The 19,819-nt window shown below is 71.8% G+C and carries 17 protein-coding genes and 1 pseudogene; 13 read left to right on the top strand and 5 right to left on the bottom strand.

What is annotated here, in order from left to right; translation table 11 throughout:
- Positions 1-233 precede the first annotated feature (233 nt).
- Positions 234-2,240: a bifunctional polysaccharide deacetylase/glycosyltransferase family 2 protein gene (locus tag OHA11_RS06070; RefSeq protein ID WP_266506995.1), complete on the top strand. Its 2,007-nt coding sequence runs from the start codon at positions 234-236 to the stop codon at positions 2,238-2,240.
- A gap of 30 nt (positions 2,241-2,270) precedes the next feature.
- Positions 2,271-3,482: an LCP family protein gene (locus OHA11_RS06065; RefSeq protein ID WP_266492737.1), complete on the top strand. Its 1,212-nt coding sequence runs from the start codon at positions 2,271-2,273 to the stop codon at positions 3,480-3,482.
- Here OHA11_RS06065 and OHA11_RS06060 read toward each other — a convergent pair.
- From OHA11_RS06060 to OHA11_RS06050, 3 genes are all read right to left on the bottom strand, one after another.
- Positions 3,400-4,635: a N(5)-(carboxyethyl)ornithine synthase gene (locus tag OHA11_RS06060; protein ID WP_266492734.1), complete on the bottom strand. Its 1,236-nt coding sequence runs from the start codon at positions 4,633-4,635 to the stop codon at positions 3,400-3,402. The genes OHA11_RS06065 and OHA11_RS06060 overlap by 83 nt on opposite strands.
- A 132-nt stretch (positions 4,636-4,767) precedes the next feature.
- Positions 4,768-5,040, bottom strand: a complete 273-nt coding sequence (locus tag OHA11_RS06055) for a hypothetical protein (protein WP_266492732.1) — start codon at positions 5,038-5,040, stop codon at positions 4,768-4,770.
- A 356-nt stretch (positions 5,041-5,396) separates the two neighbouring features.
- Positions 5,397-5,975 carry a TetR/AcrR family transcriptional regulator gene (locus tag OHA11_RS06050; RefSeq protein WP_266492730.1) on the bottom strand — a complete coding sequence of 193 codons (579 nt, stop codon included), beginning with the start codon at positions 5,973-5,975 and terminating at the stop codon, positions 5,397-5,399.
- A 244-nt stretch (positions 5,976-6,219) separates the two neighbouring features.
- On the opposite strand from OHA11_RS06050, the gene OHA11_RS06045 reads away from it, so the two are divergent.
- Entirely contained in the window at positions 6,220-7,647 is a 1,428-nt protein-coding gene (locus tag OHA11_RS06045; protein WP_266492729.1) for an MFS transporter, read from the top strand.
- A 157-nt stretch (positions 7,648-7,804) separates the two neighbouring features.
- On the opposite strand, the gene OHA11_RS06040 is transcribed toward OHA11_RS06045, so the two are convergent.
- Positions 7,805-8,590, bottom strand: a complete 786-nt coding sequence (locus OHA11_RS06040) for a CDP-alcohol phosphatidyltransferase family protein (RefSeq protein ID WP_266492727.1) — start codon at positions 8,588-8,590, stop codon at positions 7,805-7,807.
- A 144-nt stretch (positions 8,591-8,734) separates the two neighbouring features.
- Here OHA11_RS06040 and OHA11_RS06035 point away from each other — a divergent pair, with 144 nt between their 5' ends.
- The 5 genes and pseudogenes from OHA11_RS06035 to OHA11_RS06015 form a co-directional block, all read left to right on the top strand.
- Positions 8,735-9,757: a zinc-binding alcohol dehydrogenase gene (locus OHA11_RS06035; RefSeq protein ID WP_266492725.1), complete on the top strand. Its 1,023-nt coding sequence runs from the start codon at positions 8,735-8,737 to the stop codon at positions 9,755-9,757.
- A gap of 170 nt (positions 9,758-9,927) precedes the next feature.
- On the top strand, positions 9,928-10,326 hold the full coding sequence (locus tag OHA11_RS06030) for a 6-carboxytetrahydropterin synthase (protein ID WP_266492723.1): 399 nt from the start codon (positions 9,928-9,930) through the stop codon (positions 10,324-10,326).
- A 23-nt stretch (positions 10,327-10,349) separates the two neighbouring features.
- Complete coding sequence (locus OHA11_RS06025) at positions 10,350-11,450, top strand: glycosyltransferase family 4 protein (RefSeq protein ID WP_266506993.1); 1,101 nt, start codon at positions 10,350-10,352, stop codon at positions 11,448-11,450.
- A 149-nt stretch (positions 11,451-11,599) separates the two neighbouring features.
- Positions 11,600-12,553, top strand: coding sequence for a class I SAM-dependent methyltransferase (locus tag OHA11_RS06020; RefSeq protein WP_266506991.1), 954 nt, complete (start codon positions 11,600-11,602; stop codon positions 12,551-12,553).
- Positions 12,553-13,590: pseudogene (locus OHA11_RS06015) on the top strand (YbhN family protein); the annotation flags it as partial. The gene OHA11_RS06020 and the pseudogene OHA11_RS06015, both read left to right, overlap by 1 nt.
- Positions 13,591-13,793: 203 nt before the next feature.
- Here OHA11_RS06015 and OHA11_RS06010 read toward each other — a convergent pair.
- Positions 13,794-14,585 (bottom strand): creatininase family protein, encoded by a 792-nt coding sequence (locus tag OHA11_RS06010; RefSeq protein ID WP_323186528.1) that lies wholly within the window; start codon positions 14,583-14,585, stop codon positions 13,794-13,796.
- A 39-nt stretch (positions 14,586-14,624) separates the two neighbouring features.
- On the opposite strand from OHA11_RS06010, the gene ribA reads away from it, so the two are divergent.
- The 5 genes from ribA to OHA11_RS05985 all read left to right on the top strand — a co-directional run bounded on the left by ribA (position 14,625) and on the right by OHA11_RS05985 (position 19,813).
- Positions 14,625-15,284, top strand: coding sequence for a GTP cyclohydrolase II (gene ribA, locus OHA11_RS06005; RefSeq protein WP_266492719.1), 660 nt, complete (start codon positions 14,625-14,627; stop codon positions 15,282-15,284).
- A 159-nt stretch (positions 15,285-15,443) separates the two neighbouring features.
- Complete coding sequence (locus OHA11_RS06000) at positions 15,444-16,421, top strand: ornithine cyclodeaminase family protein (RefSeq protein ID WP_266492717.1); 978 nt, start codon at positions 15,444-15,446, stop codon at positions 16,419-16,421.
- The gene (locus tag OHA11_RS05995) at positions 16,418-17,572 is read left to right on the top strand and encodes an FAD-binding oxidoreductase (RefSeq protein ID WP_266492715.1); all 1,155 of its coding nucleotides are present in this window, start codon (positions 16,418-16,420) and stop codon (positions 17,570-17,572) included. Before OHA11_RS06000 ends, OHA11_RS05995 begins: the two co-directional genes overlap by 4 nt.
- Positions 17,569-18,630, top strand: coding sequence for a saccharopine dehydrogenase (locus OHA11_RS05990; RefSeq protein WP_266492712.1), 1,062 nt, complete (start codon positions 17,569-17,571; stop codon positions 18,628-18,630). The genes OHA11_RS05995 and OHA11_RS05990 overlap by 4 nt, the downstream gene beginning before the upstream one ends.
- Positions 18,623-19,813, top strand: a complete 1,191-nt coding sequence (locus OHA11_RS05985; RefSeq protein ID WP_266492710.1) for a saccharopine dehydrogenase family protein — start codon at positions 18,623-18,625, stop codon at positions 19,811-19,813. Before OHA11_RS05990 ends, OHA11_RS05985 begins: the two co-directional genes overlap by 8 nt.
- Positions 19,814-19,819: the final 6 nt, after the last annotated feature.

The raw sequence follows: 19,819 nt of genomic DNA, 5'->3' as shown, positions 1-19,819 counted from the left end.
AGAACGACCCCGAACACGGCCCCACGAGGCGACCGGATGAGCCTCGTACCGCCGGTCCCGCCGCCGGTCCCGCCGCCGGTCCCGCCGCCGGTCGCACCGCCGGTGGAACAGGCCGGCCGCGAGCCGTACCGCACAGCCGCGGAGAGGGGGGACGACGGCCCGTGAAGGCTCGGCACAAGCAGTCACGCGATCCGCGCGCACACTGGCTGCTACTGATCCTCGTCCTCCCCGCGATGTTCGCGGCCCTGCTCTTCGAGGGCTGGACCAACCACGAGGTGGACGCCGCGAAGACGCGGTCCGCCTGCACCTCACCCGCCCCCGATGCGGTGGTCGCCGGCGGTCCCGTGGTGGGGATCAACGGCAACGGGATACAGACCGGCTCGATGCCCGCCCGCACCGTCGCGCTCACCTTCGACGGCGGCCCCGACCCCGTGTGGACCCCGCGCCTGCTCGACCTGCTGCGACGGCACCGGGCGCGCGCCACCTTCTTCCTCTTCGGCGCCGAGGCCGCCCGCCATCCGGACCTGGTGCGCCGCATCCGCGCCGAGGGGCACGAGATCGGCTCGAACACCTACACCGGAGCCGCCCTGGGCGAGGCGTCGTCCGTCCGCTTCTCCGCCGAACTCGACCTGACACAGGCCACGTTGGCGGGCACCACCGGTATCCGTACCAATCTGCTGCGGATGCCGAGGACCACCTCGCCGGACACGCTCTGCGGCCGCGAGTGGGCGGCCGCGCGGCGTGCCGCCGCCCAGGGGTACGTGCTGGTCGCCGCCGACAAGGGGTCCCGGAAACCGGCTCAGGGTCTGGTCCGGCAGTTCAGCCAGACGGAGACCGCCTACCGGGAGACGGAGAAGCTGCTCAAGAACCCGGGCGTCGACCGCTTCACCACCGTCTCGGCCGGCCTCGGGCTGGCCCCGTACGAGTCGGTGTCGGCCGTCGAGCGCTGGCGCGGCACCGCCCTCGTCTGGGCCACTTCCCTGGGACGCGCGTTCTCGAACGCGATGACCTGGACGCTCGGCATCGCGGGGGCTCTCGGGGTGCTGCGGATGGCGGCGCTCGTCGTCTTCGCCCGGGCGCATGTCCGCCGGCTGGAACGCTCCCGGCCCGGCGCGCCCTGGCTGCGGGAGGTCACGGAACCGGTGTCCGTGCTCGTGCCCGCCTACAACGAAGAGGCAGGGATCGAGTCCACCGTCCGCTCCCTGCTCGCCTCCGACTACCCGCAGTTGCAGATCATCGTGATCGACGACGGCTCGACGGACCGCACGGCGGTGCTCGCCGAAGGCATCTCAGACCCGCGCGTCCTGGTGGTCCGCAAACCCAACGGCGGCAAGGCCGCGGCCCTCAACACCGGCCTGGAACACACGAGTCACGACATCGTGATCATGGTCGACGCCGACACCGTCTTCGAACCGGACGCCATCCACCACCTCGTCCAGCCGCTCGCGCACCCCGCCGTGGGCGCGGTCAGCGGCAACACCAAGGTCGGCAACCGGCGGGGCCTGCTCGCCAAGTGGCAGCACCTGGAGTACTGCTTCGGCTTCAACCTCGACCGCCGGATGTTCGAGGTGCTGGAGTGCATGACCACCGTCCCCGGCGCCATCGGGGCGTTCCGCCGGGACGCGATCCTGGGCGTGGGCGGGGTCAGCGACGACACCCTCGCCGAGGACACCGATCTCACGATGGCCCTGTGGCGGGCGGGCTGGCGCGTGCTCTACGAGGAGTCCGCCGTCGCCTGGACCGAAGTACCCACCTCGCTGCGGCAGTTGTGGCGGCAGCGCTACCGCTGGTGCTTCGGCACGATCCAGTCGATGTGGAAGCACCGCGGTGCCGTCCTGGAAGGGGGCGTCGCCGGACGCTTCGGCCGGCGCGGACTCACCTACCTCGCGATCAACCAGGTCGCCCTGCCGTTGCTCGGGCCGGTCATCGACGTGTTCGCCCTGTACGGCGTGCTGTTCCTCGATCCGCTGAGTTCGGCCGGGGTGTGGTTCGGCTTCCTGGGCATCCAACTGCTCTGCGCCGGTTACGCGTTGAAGCTCGACGGGGAGCGCGTACGCACCTTGTGGTGGATGCCGTTCCAACTGGTCGTCTACCGGCAGCTCATGTACCTGGTCGTCATCCAGTCCGTGGTCGCCCTGCTCCTCGGCAGCCGGCTGAAGTGGCAGCGTATGAAGCGTTCGGGCACGGCCGCTGAACAGATCGACGGTCCGTCACCGTATAAGAGCGTGCCGATGAGATGACCCCCATGTGGTGAGGGACTGAACAGGCCGATGAGTGAACGCACCGACCTTCCGGTGGGCTTTGACCGGAGCGGCGGCGCGGCCCAGCCGCCGAGTGCCGTCACGGGCCGGGTGGCGCGCGGCAACGCGTCCTCGCCCTCGACACGTACGGCACCACTGCCGGGCATGCCCTCGCCCGCGACGCCGGGCCGCACCGGGCACGGACGCCGGCCTCCCGGGGACGCGGGAGGCGGCAGGTCCCCCAAGCCGCCCGCCAGCAGGCGCCGCAAGGTCACGCGGCTCGCGATCCTCCTGGTCGTCGCGGTGCTCGCGTCCGCCGCAGGGACGTACGTGTGGGCCGACACCAAGCTCGACCAGGAGGTGGACCTCGGCGCGCTGCCGGACCGCCCGCAGGCCGGAAAGGGGACCAACTACCTGATCGTGGGCTCGGACAGCCGCGCCGGTCTGTCCGAGCAGGCGAGGAAGGATCTGCGCACCGGCTCGGCCGAGGGCCGCCGCACCGACTCGATGATCCTGCTGCACACCGGCTCGAACGGCGCCACGATGATGAGCCTGCCGCGCGACTCGTGGGTGACCCTTCCGCCGTACGTCCGTCCCGAGACCGGCAGGAGCTTCTCCGCCGAGCCGGACAAGCTCAACGCGGCGTTCTCGCTCGGCGGCCCCGACCTCCTCGTGCGGGCGGTGGAACGCAACACCGGGCTGCGCATCGACCACTACGCGGAGATCGGCTTCGCGGGCTTCGTCGGGGTGGTGGACGCGGTCGGCGGCGTGGACCTGTGCCTGGAGCGGGCCGTGAAGGACGAGAAGTCCGGCGCGGACCTGCCCAAGGGCTGCCAGACGCTCGACGGCACCAAGGCACTGGCGTTCGTCCGGCAGCGCAAACAGGAGGCGGAGGGCGACCTGGGCCGCACCCGCAACCAGCAGAAGTTCCTGACCGCGCTCGCCAAGAAGGCGGTCACCCCGGGCACCCTCCTCAACCCCACCAAGTCCTTCCCGACCCTCAGCGCGGGCCTCGACACGCTCGTGGTGGACAAGGACACGGGCCTGAAGGACCTCATGTCGCTGTTCGAGGCGATGCGGAGCGTCTCGGCGGGCAACGGCAGGCAGATCAACGTGCCCGTCTCCGACCCCGCCTTCGCCACCTCCAAGGGCAGCGCCGTCACATGGGACGACCGTCGGGCACGGCAACTCTTCGCGGAACTGCGGGACGACCTGCCGGTGACGCTCCCGCCCGCGAAGTGACCTTGCCGGGCTTGGCGCGGGTGTGGGGGAAGTCGGCCGAACGGTGCTGGAACGACAGGATCTTCGGGTTCAGGACGATACCGTCGCGGATCTCGATGGCCTTTCCGACCGTGACGTCGGAGTCCCAGGCCGCCGGGCCGCTCATGACCTTGCGCAGATAGGGGAGGAGCGCCTCACTGATCTCCCACGTGGCCGAGTTCCACAGGTGGGACGGACTGTGGTCCACCCCGTAGTAGTGGCAGCCGGGACCGACGGTCGGCATCGGATCGACGAAGGTGGTCGGCCGGGCCCAGCTGAAGCCCATGCCCTCGTCGCAGGCGACGTCGATGAAGAAGGTCCCCGGCCGGAACACGGCGAGTTCCTCCTCGGTGACGAACGTCAGCGGCGCGTCGGTGTCCTGCCGGATGCAGTTGACGATGATGTCGAAGCCGGCCAGGTACTCCGCGAGCGGTACGGGGCCGAGCCCGGTGAGCGCCCGCAGGCGCGAGGGATCGTCCGGCTCCTCCTCGAAATGGCCCATCACGACCGACGGCATCGGCGAGGCCACCGCCGCCGCCGCGCGCTGGGTGAGCACCGTGACGTCGGAGACACCCATGGCGCCCAGACCCGTGACCGCTCCGCGCGCCGTGGCGCCGAAGCTGATGACCACCGCGCGCATGCGCCGCCCGTAGCTGCCGGTCAGCCCGCCGAGCTGCAGGGCGTGCAGCACCGAGCAGTACCCCGCGAGCTCGTTGTTCTTGTGGAACACATGGACGCTGAAGGCGCCCGTGGACGTCCAGTGGTTCATGGCCTCCCAGGCGATGAGGGTCAGCTGCCGGTCGATGGCGAGCTGCGTCATCGCCTCGTCCTGCACGCAGTGCGGCCAGCCCCACAGCACCTGGCCCTGGCGCAGCGCGGCGACATCCTCGTGCATGGGTTTGGGCAGCATCAACACGTCGCACTCGTCGAGGAGTTGCTCGCGGGAGCGCAGGCCCGCGACGAGCGGTCGCAGCGCGTCGTCGGCGACGCCGAAGCGTTCGCCGTAGCCCTGTTCGAGGAAGATCTTCTCGCGTACGTCCGGTGCGATCCGGCCGAGGTGGGCGGGGTGCAACGGCAGGCGGAACTCGTTTTCCTTGCTGGAGGAGGCGACTACTCCGAGACTCAACAGGCTCATACGCTTCCTCATCATTTGGTTCGCGTCATGTGGCGCTCGTGGTGCTCGACGTGCGTGTGGTGCTCGTGTGCTGGTGGTGTTCGTCGGGCTCGTCGTGGCTGCCCGGGGTCCTGGTCCCGGGAGCCGTCGGCGTCAGGAGCCGTCGGCCCGGTGCCTGCGTACGCGCTCGGCCAGGGGGAGGGGCGTCTCGTCCAGGCCGTTGACCGACCCGCTCGCCATCCGTGCGCACGTCCCGTGGCAGGCGAGGAGCTGCTTGTCGTCGCGGTGCGAGACCACCACCGCCTCCGGGTCGGGTGTGTTCCGGTAGTCGGTGCCGCACATGAGGCAGGCCAGTCCGGAGAGCATCTCCGGGGTCGGTTCGGGACGGCCGCGGCGGTGGCTGGAGATGGAGTCCTGTGAATACATGTGTCCGCATCCTCTTGATCGGTTCAGGCCGTGCACGGGATGCCGGAATGCCTCGGGGCACACCGGTGAGCGGGAAATCCGCTAATGCGCTGCGCGGGACCGGATAAGGAAGGCGGCGGGACAGTACGAGCCAGGAGGCATGGTGCGGCTCATTTCCGGCCGGATCCGAAGTGCGCCGGCCTGTGCCGTTGTCCCGAGGGCGACGCCGAAACGGATGACGGCGTGCGAGGTGCGCTCGGTGTGGTAACCGTACTCCCCTCAGGACCCGGCCCGCGCCGCATCCGGACCCCGGCGCCGGCCCGCCGGGGCGCCACCCTGCCGTGCACGGCTGTGCGTACGCGCGCCCGCCGCGGGCCTCAGCGTGCTGTGCGGACCCCGTCCAGGGCGACGGCCAGCACGCGGTCACGCTGGGCGTCGTCGAGGTAGGCCGTCGAGGTGATGCCGGCGACCATCCGCAGGAGGTCGTCGAAGGTCATGTCCGTACGGACCTGACCGGTCTGCTGCGCCCGGTCGAACAGCGGGCCGCCCGCCGCGTACATCGAGTCCCGGCAGGCCAGGAAGATGTCCGACTCGTTGTTGAGCGCCTCGCGGATGGCCCGCTTGGTCGTGGTGTAGTCCACGAACCGGCGCAGCCACGAGGCCAGTGCCTCCCACGGTTCCAGGTCCGCGACCTCCTGCGCCAGCCGGCACAGCGCGCTCACCTCGTCCGCGTAGACGCTCTCGAAGAGGTGGCGACGCGTGGGGAAGTTCCGGTAGAGCGTGCCGATCCCCACCCCCGCGCGACGGGCGATGTCCTCCAGGGAGGCCTCCGCGCCCTTCTCCGCGAACGCCTCACGGGCGGCCGCCAGCAGGGCGTCGTAGTTGCGTGCGGCGTCTTTGCGGTGCGGGCGCTGGGACGCGACGATCTCGCTGACGGGGAACGGCTGAGCCGTCACGGTGCCTCCCAGGGTCGGACACGGTTGAAGCGGAGGTGTGCCTCCGCTACAGTGGAGGCACACCTCCACTTTACCAGTCGGGGTGCGTTCACCACCCCCTCATCACACCCCTCCGCGACCGCATCGCGCGGTCGTCGGCGTGCTCGACGCTGCCCCGCGGCACCTGACGCCGCCCCGCGGCCCGCCCACCCCGTACGACCGTGGCCACAGACCCTCGGCCGCATCCTGTTCGGAGAGGCTTTTCATGCCCAGGACGTCCACCCGCCTCACCTTCGCGGTCCTCGCGACCGGTGCGGGCGTGTTCTCCATGCTCCAGTCGCTGATCGCGCCGGCCCTGCCGACCGTTCAGCACGCGCTGGACACCTCGCAGTCCACCGTGACCTGGGTGATGACGGCGTATCTGCTGTCCGCCTCGGTCTTCACACCGATCCTCGGCCGGGTCGGCGATCTGATCGGAAAGAAGCGCACCCTCGTCGCCGTCCTCGTGACCGTGGCGGTCGGCTGTCTGCTCGCCGCGCTCGCGCCGACCATCGGCGTACTCATCGTCGCCCGGGTCGTCCAGGGCATCGGCGGCGCCCTGTTCCCGCTGTCCTTCGGCATCATCCGCGATGAGTTCGCGGCGTCCCAGGTCAGCCCCAGTATCAGCAACCTGTCCGCCGTGATCGCGGCCGGCGGCGGCGTCGGCATGGTGGCGGCCGGCCCCATCGTGACCGCGCTCGACTACCGGTGGCTGTTCTGGATCCCCGTCGGCATCGTCACGGTCACCACGCTGATCGCCGTCCGCTACGTCCCCGAGTCGCCCCGCCGGGCCGAGGGGAGCGTCAACTGGCTCGGCGCCGTCCTGCTGTCGGCCTGGCTGGTGGCGCTGCTGCTGCCGCTCAGCCGGGCCGGCCAGTGGGGCTGGGGCTCGGCCCGGGTGATCGGGCTGTTCGCCGCCGCCGTGGTGCTCTTCGCACTGTGGCTGCTCGCCGAGTCGCGCTCCCGCAGCCCGCTGATAGACCTGCGCATCATGCGGCTGCCCGCCGTGTGGACGACCAACACCGCCGCGCTGCTGTTCGGCGCCGGCATGTACGCGATCTGGTCCTTCCTGCCCGGCTTCGTCCAGACACCCAGCTCCGCCGGGTACGGATTCGGCGCGAGCGTCACCGAGTCCGGGCTGCTCATGCTGCCGATGCTGATCGCGATGTTCTGCTCCGGCATCCTGGGCGGCCGCCTGGAACCCGTACTGGGTGCCAAGAAACTGCTCACCACCGGTGCCGCGCTGGGCGCGGTCGCCTGCGGCTTCCTCGCCCTCTGGCACGACCAGCAGTGGCAGGTGGCCTTCGTGGCAGGCGTCTTCGGCCTCGGCATCGGACTGGCCTTCGCCTCGATGGCCAACCTGATCGTGGGCAGCGTCCCGCCCGAGCAGACCGGCGCCGCCACCGGCATGAACGCCAACATCCGGACCATCGGCGGCTCCATCGGCGCCGCGGTGACCAGCGTCCTGGTGACCGGCCACCTACAGCCCTCGGGCCTGCCGTACGCCTCCGGCTACACCCACGGATTCACCCTGCTCGCCGTGCTCTGCCTCGCCGCGGCCCTGGCCGCGCTGCTCGTCCCGGCCCAGCGCACGGGCCGTGTCCTCGGCCACGAGTTCCACGAGATCGCGGAACTGGACAAGATCGGCCGCTGATCCACCACCGAGGGGCGCGGGGCTGTGAAATATGCGGCTCCGCCGCGTGGGCGCGCCCAGCCACACACAACCCGCAGTCGAGATACGGCCTTCGCTGCGGGTTGTGTGTGGCTGGGCGCGCAGTTCCCCGCACCCCTTGGACGGTGTGGGCGCCTCCCTACGGGGCGCCCACACCGGCCGTCTCCCGGTAGAGGAGCTCCACCTCCACCGCCGCCATCTCCCGCTCGGCGGAGCCCTTCGTGCGCCACAGCCACGCGATGTCCCGGCCGAACGACCACGTCAGCAGGGCCAGGGCGAGCGCGACGACGCCGAACATCAGGGCGTACGGGAGGACCCCCGAGCCCGCGAGCAGCAGCAGGACGCCCTGGAGGGCGGCCACCGTCTTGCGGCCCGTGCTCGGCGGAAGCGTGCCGTTCAGCCACGGCAGGAACTTCGCGGCGGCCACGAAGGCATAGCGCATACCGCCGATCAGCAGGGCCCAGGGGCCCACGGTCGTGGCGACGTACACGCTGAGCACCAGGATGAGGAACGCGTCGACCTCCATGTCGAACCGCGCGCCCAGCGCGGAGGAGGAACCCGTCCGGCGGGCGACCTTGCCGTCGACCGCGTCGAGGATCAGGGCGACCGCGGTGAGGGCGACCAGGACCGTCACCGGCGGCGGACTCTGGAAGGAGTCGGCGACCAGCGCGGTCACTCCGCCTACGAGGGTGGCCCGGCCCAGGGTCACGCGGTTGGCGGGACCGAAGGACCGGGGCCGCGTGCGGTGCAGGGCCCGTGAGAGCACGGCCCACGTCGCGAGCGCGAACGCCAGTCCCGTCAGCCAGCCCGCGGGCCCCATGCCGAGCGCCGTGCCGAGCACGGTGAGCAACAGCAGTTGCACACCCGCTCCCACGGCCGTCTCCTGCTGCAAGAGCCTCGCGTCGTACGTGTTGTTCAGGGCCACCGCACATCCTCCGGCCAGGTGACAGAGTCGATCAATGCCGCGTACCTTGTGCGCGGCTTCGCAAAGGTCGGTACGTGGCTCGCCGCCCGATCGTTCAGCTCATTTGCTCAGCCCCTGCACATGGATTACTCAGGAGGATGCCGAATGGACCGTTCCGCCCGCGCCTTCTGGCTCCGCTCTCCCGGCCATGGCGAGATCCGCGATGTCGAACTGCCCGAACCCGCCGAGGGCGAGGTCGTGGTGCGAACACTTTTCTCGGGGGTGAGCCGGGGAACCGAGACGCTCGTCTTCCGGGGAGGCGTGCCGGAGAGCCAGCACGCCGCCATGCGGGCGCCCTTCCAGGAAGGCGAGTTCCCCGGGCCGGTCAAGTACGGCTACCTGAACGTGGGATTGGTGGAGGAGGGCCCGGCGGAACTCCTCGGGCGGACCGTCTTCTGTCTCTATCCGCACCAGACCCGGTACGTCGTCCCGGCGAGCGCCGTGACACCCGTGCCCGAGACCGTGCCCGCCTCGCGCGCCGTACTCGCCGGAACCGTGGAGACCGCGGTCAACGCCCTCTGGGACGCGGCCCCCCTGATCGGTGACCGCATCACCGTGGTCGGCGCCGGCATGGTCGGCGCGAGCGTCGCCGCGCTCCTCGCCCGGTTCCCCGCAGCCCGCGTCCAACTCGTCGACGCCAACCCGGCGCGCGCCGACATCGCCCAGGCCCTCGGCGTCGACTTCGCGCTCCCGGCGGACGCCGCCGGCGACCGCGACCTCGTCGTCCACGCCAGCGCCAGCGAGGCCGGGCTCGCCCGCTCGCTCGAACTCCTCGCCCCGGAGGGCACCGTCCTCGAACTGAGCTGGTACGGCGACCGGTTGGTCAGCCTGCCGCTCGGCGAGGCGTTCCACTCCCGCCGCCTGGTCATCCGCGGCAGCCAGGTCGGCACCGTCTCCCCGGCCAGAAGCGCCCGCCGCACCTACGCCGACCGGCTCGCCCTCGCGCTCGACCTGCTCGACGACCCGGCCTTCGACGCTCTGATCACCGGCGAGTCCTCCTTCGAGGAGCTGCCGGAGACGATGACCGGGCTCGCTGCGGCAGAATCGACGGGGATGTGCCACCTCGTCCGCCACGAGGCAACCGCGCCCCTCAGGGGCGCGGGGAACGGCGCGACAAGCCCCCACTGACCCGCAGTCACCAAGTCACCCCCACCACACCGAACCCAACCGCCCCACCCAGCGGAGCGCACCGTCCGAAACTCCGAGCCGAACCCCCTGAACACGGAGAACGGACCGGCCGTACTAGACGGCACGCCCCGGCAGAGGGGTCAGACGCGCCGCACCTGGAGGGTCGTCCGTTGTTCAGCATCACCGTCCGCGATCACCTGATGATCGCCCACAGCTTCCGCGGAGAGGTCTTCGGACCCGCGCAGCGCCTGCACGGGGCGACGTTCCTCGTGGACGCCACGTTCCGCCGCGCCGAGCTGGACGACGACAACATCGTCGTCGACATCGGACTGGCCACCAGGGAACTCGGGGAGGTGGTGGCCGAGATGAACTACCGCAACCTCGACAACGAGCCCGCGTTCGCCGACACCAACACCTCGACGGAGTTCCTGGCCAAGGTTGTCGCCGACCGCCTCGCCGAGCGAGTGGAGAAGGGCGCGCTGGGCGAAGGGGCCCGCGGCCTGGCCGGCATCACCGTCACCCTGCACGAGTCGCACATCGCCTGGGCGAGTTACGAGCGTGCCCTGTGAGCCACAACGCCGACATCATCCCCATGTCCCTGCGCGCCATGCACTTCGTGATGCCCGGCGCGGTGGACGACCCGACCATGCCCAGCGGCGGCAACGTCTACGACGCCCGGATCAGCCTCGACCTGCCCGGTTTCGGCTGGCAGGTCCACAAGCACGCCATCGACGGCAGCTGGCCCCAGCCCGGCGCCCCCGCCCGCGCCGAACTGGCCCGCACCCTCGCGGACCTGGCCGACGGCACCGTCGTACTCCTCGACGGCCTGGTCGCCTGCGCGGTCCCCGAGATCGTCATCCCGGAAGCCGAACGACTGCGCCTGGTCGTCCTCGTGCACCTGCCGCTCGGCGACGAGACGGGACTCACGCCCGCGCTCGCCGCGGACCTGGACGCCCGTGAGCGCCGCACGCTGCGGGCCGTGCCCGCCGTCGTCGCCACCAGCGAGTGGGCGGCCCGCAGGCTCGTCGCCCACCACGGGCTCGCGCCCGACCGGGTCCATGTGGCCGCGCCCGGCGCCGACATCGCGCCCCTGGCTCCCGGCACCGACGGTGTCTCGCGCCTGCTGTGCGTCGCCTCGGTCACCCCGCGCAAGGGACAGCACCGCCTGGTCGAGGCCCTCGCGGCCGTCACCGACCTCCCCTGGAGCTGCGTCCTCGTCGGCGGCCTCAACCAGGACCCCGAGTACGTCGCCCGGCTCCGGGCGCTGATCGACCAGCACGGCCTCGGCGACCGGCTCCAGCTGGCCGGCCCCCGGTCCGGCGCCGCCCTCGACGCGAGCTACGCCGCCGCCGACCTCATGGTCCTCACCTCGTACGCCGAGACGTACGGCATGGCCGTCACCGAGGCGCTCGCCCGCGGCATCCCCGTGCTGGCCACGGACGTCGGCGGGCTCCCCGAGGCGGTCGGGCGCGCGCCCGACGGCGGGGTGCCGGGGCTCCTCGTACCGCCGGAGAACCCCGCGGCCCTCGCGGCCGAACTGCGCGGCTGGTTCGGCGAGGCCGACGTACGCCGTCGCCTGAAGGCCGCCGCGCGCGCCCGCAGGGCCTCCCTCGGAGGCTGGGCCGCCACGGCCCGGAGTCTGTCGGGTGTCCTGGGGCGACTGAAGAGCGAGGCACGGAGGGGGGCGGCATGAGCAGCAGTACGAGCACGACGCAGCCGGGGACTCCGGGGCACGCCACGACGACGGCCGAACCGGCCCTCGACGAGGAGACGACGACGGCCTCACCGGGACGTGGCGAGGGGACGAGCAGGACGACCACGGCAGGACAGGGACGCGACGAGATGACGACAACCGAGGCCGAAGCCGCAGCCGCGGCCGTGGTGCCGGGTCAGGGGCGAGACGGCCAGGTACGGGACAAAGGAACGATTCGGCTGGGCGACCGCACCCGCGGTGAGGCCACCGACGACACGCCCCGATACGCCCCCGAGTGGCTGGAGTTGCGCGAACCCGTCGACGCGGCCGCCCGTGCGGTCGAACTCCTCGACCCGCTGCGGATCCGGCTCGCGAACCTGCCGGGCCGGGCGGGCGGGCTCGTCATCCACGACCTCGGCTGCGGCACCGGCTCCATGGGCCGCTGGCTCGCGCCCCGGCTCGACGGACCCCAGCACTGGGTGCTCCACGACCGCGACCCGTATCTGCTGCACTTCGCCGCCGTCGGGTCGCCCCGGTCGGCAGCCGACGGCAGCCGCGTCACGGTGGAGACCCAGCGCGGCGACGTCGCCCGGCTGACCGCGGACGCCCTGGCCGGCGCCTCACTGGTGACGGCCTCCGCGCTGCTGGACGTCCTCGGCCAGGAGGAGATCGAGGCCCTGGCCGCCGCCTGCGCCGGAGCCGGCTGCCCCGCGCTGCTGACGCTCTCCGTGGTCGGACGCGTCGAACTCACCCCCGCCCACCCGCTGGACGACGAGATCGCCCACGCGTTCAACAACCACCAGCGGCGCGGCGACCTGCTCGGCCCGGAAGCGATCAACGCGGCCTGCGACGCCTTCGCCCGGCACGGCGCGACGGTTCGGGTGCACCCCAGCGCGTGGCGCCTCGGCCGGGACGAGTCCGCGCTGACGGCGGAGTGGCTGCGCGGCTGGGTCGGCGCGGCAGTCGAGGAGCGCCCGGAACTGGCCGCGCGCGCCGACGCCTACCTCAAGGAGCGCCTCGCGGCCTGCGAGGCGGGCGAGCTGAACGTGGTGGTGCACCACAGCGACCTGCTCGCACTGGCCCGCCCGACAGGGGGAGCCTGATGAGCACGCCGGCGGTGGCGGACGAGGCACAGACACTGGCCGCCCTGGACGACGAACTGTCGTCGGCGGTCCGTGACGGCGGTGCGCAGGAGGAGACCGGACGCGTACGGGTCGCCCCTGTGGACCCGGCGGACCCTGTGGACGCGACGGCGGGCACGCCCGCCGCGAGTCCGCGCAAGGGACGGGGCCGCTTCGCCGGTTCCGTCCGGGCCCGCCTCAACTCCCGTGTCCTGCGCACCCACTTCGGCACCATCGTCGGCGTCGTCATTCTCACCGTGCTCACCTGGCGCCTCGGCACCGGCGTCTTCCTGGACGGCCTGCGCCGGATCGACGGCGCCACGTTCCTCGCGGCGCTCGGCATCGGCCTGCTCACCACCGTGTTCAGCGCCTGGCGCTGGTGCGTGGTGGCCCGCGGGATGAAGCTCAGGCTGCCGCTCGGCCCGGCCGTCGCGGACTACTACCGTGCGCTGTTCCTCAACGCGGCCCTGCCGGGCGGCGTACTCGGCGACGTGCACCGCGCGGTACGGCACGGGCAGAGCGCCGGGGACATCGGCCGCGGAGTGCGCGCGGTCGTCCTCGAACGGGTCGCGGGACAGGCGGTCCTGGCCGTCGTGGGCGTGAGCGTGCTGCTCACCCTGCCCTCGCCGGTGCTGTCCCAGACCCGGGACGCCGCCCTGCTGCTGGTCGCCGTCTCGCTGTGCGGGGTCGTCACCGTGGGCGCGCTTCGCGGCAGGGGAAGGGCGCCGCGCGCGTCCCGTCGCTACCGCGCCGTACGCGGCGCGCTGGCCGAGGCACGCGGGGCACTGCTCGCCCGCGGGAGCTGGCCGGGTGTGCTGATCTCGTCGGTCGTGGTGCTCGCGGGACATGTCCTGATGTTCCTGCTCGCGGCCCGGGCGGCCGGATCGACCGCGTCCGTCGCCGAGTTGGTGCCGCTGGCTCTGCTCGCCCTGATCGCCATGGGGCTGCCGCTGAACGTCGGCGGCTGGGGGCCCAGGGAAGGCGTCACCGCCTGGGCGTTCGGCGCGGCGGGCCTGGGCGCGACCCAGGGCCTGACCGTGGCCGTGGTCTACGGCGTGCTCAGTTTTGCCGCGAGCCTGCCCGGAGTCGCCGTACTCGTGGCGCGTTGGTACGCGGGGCTGCGGCGCCCCCAGGAGAGCGCGGCCGCCGAGCCGGCCCCGGACTCGCACGTGGAGTCGACGGGAGCCCGGATCTCGGCCCGCGCGGAGGGAAACGGGGACACTCAGTGCCGATCGACGACCGACGGAAGCCCGGTCTCCGATGTCAGCAGGGAGAAGTACGCTCCGAAGGAGTCGGCCAGCGACGCGAGGAGTTCCTTCCCCTTCCCGGCGGACGCCCTCGAAGGGCGCCCGATGACACCGGACTTGGCATAGGCCGACATGCCCAGCGTGAGCAGCTGCCGGCGGTCGTCGGCCTCGAAGTCGGAGGTCTCGTAACCCGGCCTGACCAATTCCGGATGAGTGTGCAGCAGAATGGAGGTCTCTATTTCCCCCGCGTGCATATCGGTGAGCAGCGAGGTCTGTACTCCGGCCCGCACCCGTGCCGCCTCCCAGTCCTCCGCGGCCGGGAAAAGGGCCATCCGGGCGCCGGCGGCGGTGGATTCCTGGACGACATTGCCCAATACGTAATTGCCGCCATGTCCATTGACCACCACGAGGGTGTCCACGCCCGACCGGCGCAGCGAGTCGGCTATGTCCCGTACCACCGCATGGAGCGTCACGGAGGAAATGCTCACCGTGCCCGGCCAGGCCGCGTGTTCGTGCGAGCAGGAGATCGTCACCGGAGGAAGGAGGTGAACGGGGAATGCGGCAGCGACCTCTTGGGCTATCGCACACGCGACGAGCGTGTCGGTCGACAGCGGAAGATACGCACCGTGCTGCTCGAAGCTGCCCACGGGAAGCACGGCGACCTGCCGGGCAGCGCCGGCACCTCGTGCCCGTACGTCTTCCGTGGTGTCTGTCGGCAACTGCCCTGACACCGTGAGCCGTGTTTCCGAACCGCCCGAACCGACCATGTCCTCGCGACCTTTCGTCTCTGCTTAGGAACCAGAATCATGACAGAAATAGATGGCGTACTCGCCGGGAAAGCCCACTCCGCAGGTGTCGAACGGGTCGTGAATGCCCCGCTGCCCACGGTGTACGGGGATTTCCAGGCCGTCGGCTACCTGGACCGTACCCGCGGAGACGAACAAGTGGCTCTGGTCTACGGTGACATCCAGGAAGAGGGAATGCTCACCCGGCTGCACTCCGAGTGCCTCACCGGTGACGCGTTCGGATCCCGGCACTGCGAGTGCGGTCCCCAACTCTCCACCGCGTTGCGGGAGATCGCGGCGGAGGGACGCGGCATTCTCATCTATCTGCGGGGGCACGAGGGCCGCGGAATCGGCCTGCTCGCCAAACTCCAGGCGATGAAGCTCCAGGCGGAGGGCCTCGACACCGTCGAGGCGAACCTCGCGCTCGGGCTGCCCGTGGACGCCCGCGACTACGGTGTGGCCGCGGAGATCCTGCACGATCTCGACGTCCGTTCGGTGCGGCTGCTGTCCAACAACCCGCGCAAGCGCGAGGCGTTGCTCCGCCACGGCATCAAGGTTGACGCACAGGTCCCGCTGCTGATCCCGCCCTGCGAGGACAACATCACCTATCTGCGGACCAAGCGGGAGCGCCTGGACCACGACCTGCCCCACCTGGACGCCGTGGTGGGCCACCGCGTCTGACCCGCACCGCCACAGCAGTAACATCGCCGCAGCCGCCCCGCGCGCCGCCCGTCCCCAGTGGCGCGCGGCGGCAGGCGCGCTGTATGTCATGGCCATGGCGGGCGTCACCCGGACGCCTTCCCGTGGTGACACCGGCGCGGACAGGGGAAGGGAAGAGGGATGACCGACGACGTCCTCCATCTCTCCCGCGACCAGGTGGCCGCCCTGCTCGACACCGACACCGCGATCCGGTCCCAGCGAGCCGCCTTCACCGCGCTCGGTGACGGCACCGCGGAACTGCCCGGCAAGATCATGCATCCGAGCGGGTTCGACGACAGTGTCGTGTTCGCGTACCTCGCTCGGCTGTCCGCGGACACCGGGGCCGTCGCCAAGATCGGCAGCGTCAACCCGGGCAACGCGGCCGCCGGGCTGCCGACGATCCACGCCGTGATCAACGCGCTCGACCCGGTCACCGGCCGGCTCGCCGCCGTCATGGACGGCACCACGGTGACGACTCTGCGCACCGCCGCGGCCAGCGCCGTCGCCCTCGACGCGCTCGCCACCCCCGACAGCGCCGAGCTGGGCCTGATCGGCTCCGGCACCCAGGCCCTCGCGCACGCGCGCTCCGTCGCCCGGGTACGGGACCTGCGAGCCGTACGGATCTGGAGCCCGTCCCCGGACCACAGGGCACGGGCGGCCCGGCTCCTCGCGGCCGAACTCGCCATCCCCGTCAAGGCCGTCGACTCGGCGGAGGAAGCCGTGGCCGGGCTGCCCATGGTCGCCGCCTGCACCCTCAGCAGCACACCCGTCGTCAGGGGCGAGTGGCTCGCGCCGGGCTGCACGGTCGTCAGCGTCGGATCCTTCGAACCCAGCCGCAGCGAGGTCGACACCGAGGTCGTACGGCGGGCCGCGGCCGTAGTCGTCGACGACCCCGAGACCGCGGCGGAACACGCGGGGCCGGTCGTGGACGCGCTGCGCGCCGGAACGCTCACCCGCCAGGACCTCATCCCGCTCGGCGAGGTACTCACCGGCCGCCGCGAAGGACGTACGACACCGCGGGACATCGTCTACTACAACAGCGTCGGCCTCGGCATCCAGGACGCCGCCGCGGCCTGGGCCGTCATCGACGCCGCCCGCGCCCAGGGGGTGCGGTCATGACCGGGGTGCCCGGGCGCGCGGGGGTCGTCGTCATCGGCGGCGGGGTGATGGGCACAAGCATCGCGTACCACCTGGCGCGGGCCGGAGTGCCGGACGTGGTGCTGGTCGAGCGCGACGAACTCGCCTCGGGGTCCACCTCGCGGGCCGCGGGCGGCGTGCGCGCGCAGTTCTCCGACGAGCTCAACATCCAGCTGGGGGCGCGCAGCCTGGAGGCGTTCGCCCGCTTCGGCGAGGAGACGGGCCAGGACATCGGGCTGCACCGCGTCGGCTACCTCTTCCTGCTGTCGACACCGGAGGAGGTCGAGGCGTTCGAGGCCGGGGTGCGCCTCCAGAACGGACTCGGCGTGCCCAGCCGCATGACGGACCCGGCCGAGGCACGCCGCCTCTCGCCGCTGATCACCACCGACGGACTCCTCGCCGCCGCCTTCTCCCCGGACGACGGCCACTGCACACCCGAGGCCGTGGTGCAGGGCTACGCGACCGCCGCCCGCCGCCACGGTGCGAAGGTCGTACGCCATTGCGAGGTCACCGGCATCGAGACACGCGGCGACGACATCACCGCCGTCGTCACCAGCCTGGGCCGGATCGACACACCGGCCGTCGTCTGCGCGGCGGGCGCCTGGTCACGGGCCGTCGGCGCGATGGTGGGCGTGGACCTCCCGGTGGAGCCGCTGCGCCGCCAGATCGCCGTCACCGAACCGGTCCCGGACCTCCCGCCCGGACTGCCCATGACCATCGACTTCACCAGCAGCCTGTACTTCCACACCGAGGGCCCCGGCCTCCTCGTCGGCATGTCCGACCCCGACGAGCGGCCCGGCTTCGCCACCGACACCCACGACCGCTGGATCCCCCGCCTCTGCGCGGCCATGGAGCACCGCGCCCCAGCCCTGCTCGACCTGCGCAGAACGGGCGGCTGGGCGGGCCTGTACGAGATCACCCCCGACCACAACGCGCTGATCGGCGAGGCGGGTCCGGTCTCCCGCTTCCTGTACGCGACCGGGTTCTCCGGGCACGGCTTCCTCCAGGGACCCGCCGTGGGGGAGGTCGTCCGCGATCTCTTCCTGGGGCATGATCCTTTCGTCGACATCACCCCACTGCGAGCCGAACGGTTCGCCGCCGATGCCCTGCGACCGGAGGTCAACCGCGTATGACCGAGCTCCACTTGTGGCTGCGCCACGAGACCCGTACGACCGAGCGACGCACCCCGATCGTGCCGTCCGACGCCCGACGGCTCGTCGAGAACGGCGTGACGCTCACCGTCGAGGAGTCCCCGCAGCGGGTCTACCCGACCGAGGCGTACGAGGAGGCGGGCTGCCGTGTCGTCGAGCCGGGCTCCTGGGCCGACGCACCGGCGGACGCGGTGATCGTCGGACTCAAGGAACTCCCGGACGGACCACCCGAGCTGACGCACCGCCATGTCTTCTTCGGGCACGCGTACAAGGCGCAGCCCGGGGCCGAGGCGCTGCTGCGCCGGTTCGTCGCCGGGGGAGGGGCGCTGTTCGACCTGGAGTACCTGGTGGACGACAACGGCCGCAGACTCGCGGCCTTCGGCTACTGGGCGGGTTATGTGGGCGCGGCCCTTGCGGTACTGCACCACCGGGGCAGGCTGAGCGCTCCCCTGCGCCCGACGTCCAAGGAGGAACTGGACGCCGGGCTCCAACCGGCCCTGGGCGACGCCGATTTCGCCTCGCTGGTGATCGGCGCGCTCGGCCGCTCCGGGCGCGGTGCCCGCGTCGCGCTCGCCGAGGCGGGGCTCGACCCCACCTGCTGGGACCTCGCCGAGACCCGCGACCTGGACCGACAGGCCCTGCTGGACCACGAGTTGATGGTGAACACCGTGCTCACCACCGGGCCCAGCACCCCCTTCCTCACGGACAAGGACCTGGACGAACCGGGCCGCCGGCTGCGCACGGTGTGCGACGTGACCTGCGACGTCGGCTCCCCGTACAACGTCCTGCCGGTCTACGACACCGTCACGGACTGGACCGACCCCGTGCGACGCCTGCACGAGCGACCCGTCCTCGACCTCATCGCCATCGACAACCTGCCGTCCCTGCTGCCCAAGGAGGCGAGCGCGGACTTCTCGGCGGCGCTGACGCCACAGCTCCTGGAGTTCGGGGTGGCCGGGGCGTGGGGACGCGACCTGGACCGGTTCCACGAGACGTGCCGTGAACTCGGCCTGGGGGGAGGGGAGTTCGGCAATGCCTGAGACCAACGCCCAGCCCATCGGTGTCCCCGCTTCCGGCACCGTCCACTGGATCGGCGCGGGCCTGTCCACCGGCAGCGGCCTCGCAGCCCTGTGCGACGCGGCCGACCGCGTACGCCTGTGGCACCGCACCGAGGAGCGGGCCGCCCAGAGCCTGGAGACCCTCGGCCTCACCGGCCGCGCAGACCCCCGCGCGTACACGCTTGAGTCCCTCACGGCCGAACTGGCGTCCGGCGACGTGGTGGTCTCGATGCTCCCGGCCCCCGAACACGCGGGCCTGCTCGCCGCCTGTGTGCGCCGGGGCGCCCACTTCGCCTGCTCCAGCTACGTCTCGGAGGCGGTCCTGGACCAGGTCCCCGCCGCTACGGCGGCCGGTGTCGTCGTCCTCACCGAGGCCGGCCTCGACCCGGGCATCGACCACCTCTTCGCCCACAGCCTCATCGCCCGGGCCCGCGAGGAGATCGGCGCCGACACCGCCGCCGAGGTGAGCCTCACCTCGTACTGCGGAGGCATCCCGGCCGTCCCGAACGACTTCAGGTACCGCTTCAGCTGGGCCCCGGCCGGCGTCCTCAACGCCCTGCGCTCGCCCGCCCGTTACATCGAGGACGGCGCCGAGACGACCGCGCTCCGCCCCTGGGAGGCCACGCGCCCCCACGTGGTGGACGGCGAACCGTTCGAGGTCTACCCCAACCGCGACAGCCTCCCCTTCATCGACCAGTACGGACTGCCCCAGGCCTGGAAGCCGCAGACCTTCATCCGCGGCACCCTCCGCCTCGACGGCTGGCTCGACGCCTGGCAGCCGGTCTTCGAGGAACTCCGCCAGGGCGACGACCGGCGAATCACCGCCCTCGCCCAGGAGTTGGCCGCCCGCTACCCGACCACGGACGCAGACCGCGACCGCGTCGTCCTCGCCGTCTCCCTGGACGTACGCGCCGGTTCGGACCGGACGGACGGGACGGACCGGATCTGGTCGGGCCGCTACCTGCTGGACCTGGAGGGCGACGCGGAGGAGAGCGCGATGGCGCGCTGCGTGTCGCGGACGCTGGCACTCGGGGTACGGCGGATCCTCGGCGACGATCTGCCACCCGGCCTCAACCGGGCGGCGGAGACGGCCGAGCGCTCGGAGGAGTGGCTTGCCGAACTGGCTGGAGACGGGATCGAGTTCACGCTCCGGACCGAAGGCTGAGGCTCA

The organism is Streptomyces sp. NBC_00878, assembly GCF_026341515.1.
In the GTDB taxonomy this organism is placed as follows: domain Bacteria; phylum Actinomycetota; class Actinomycetes; order Streptomycetales; family Streptomycetaceae; genus Streptomyces.
The sequence above is the reverse complement of the archived record's forward strand: the minus strand, read 5'-3'. Positions and strand labels throughout refer to the sequence as shown.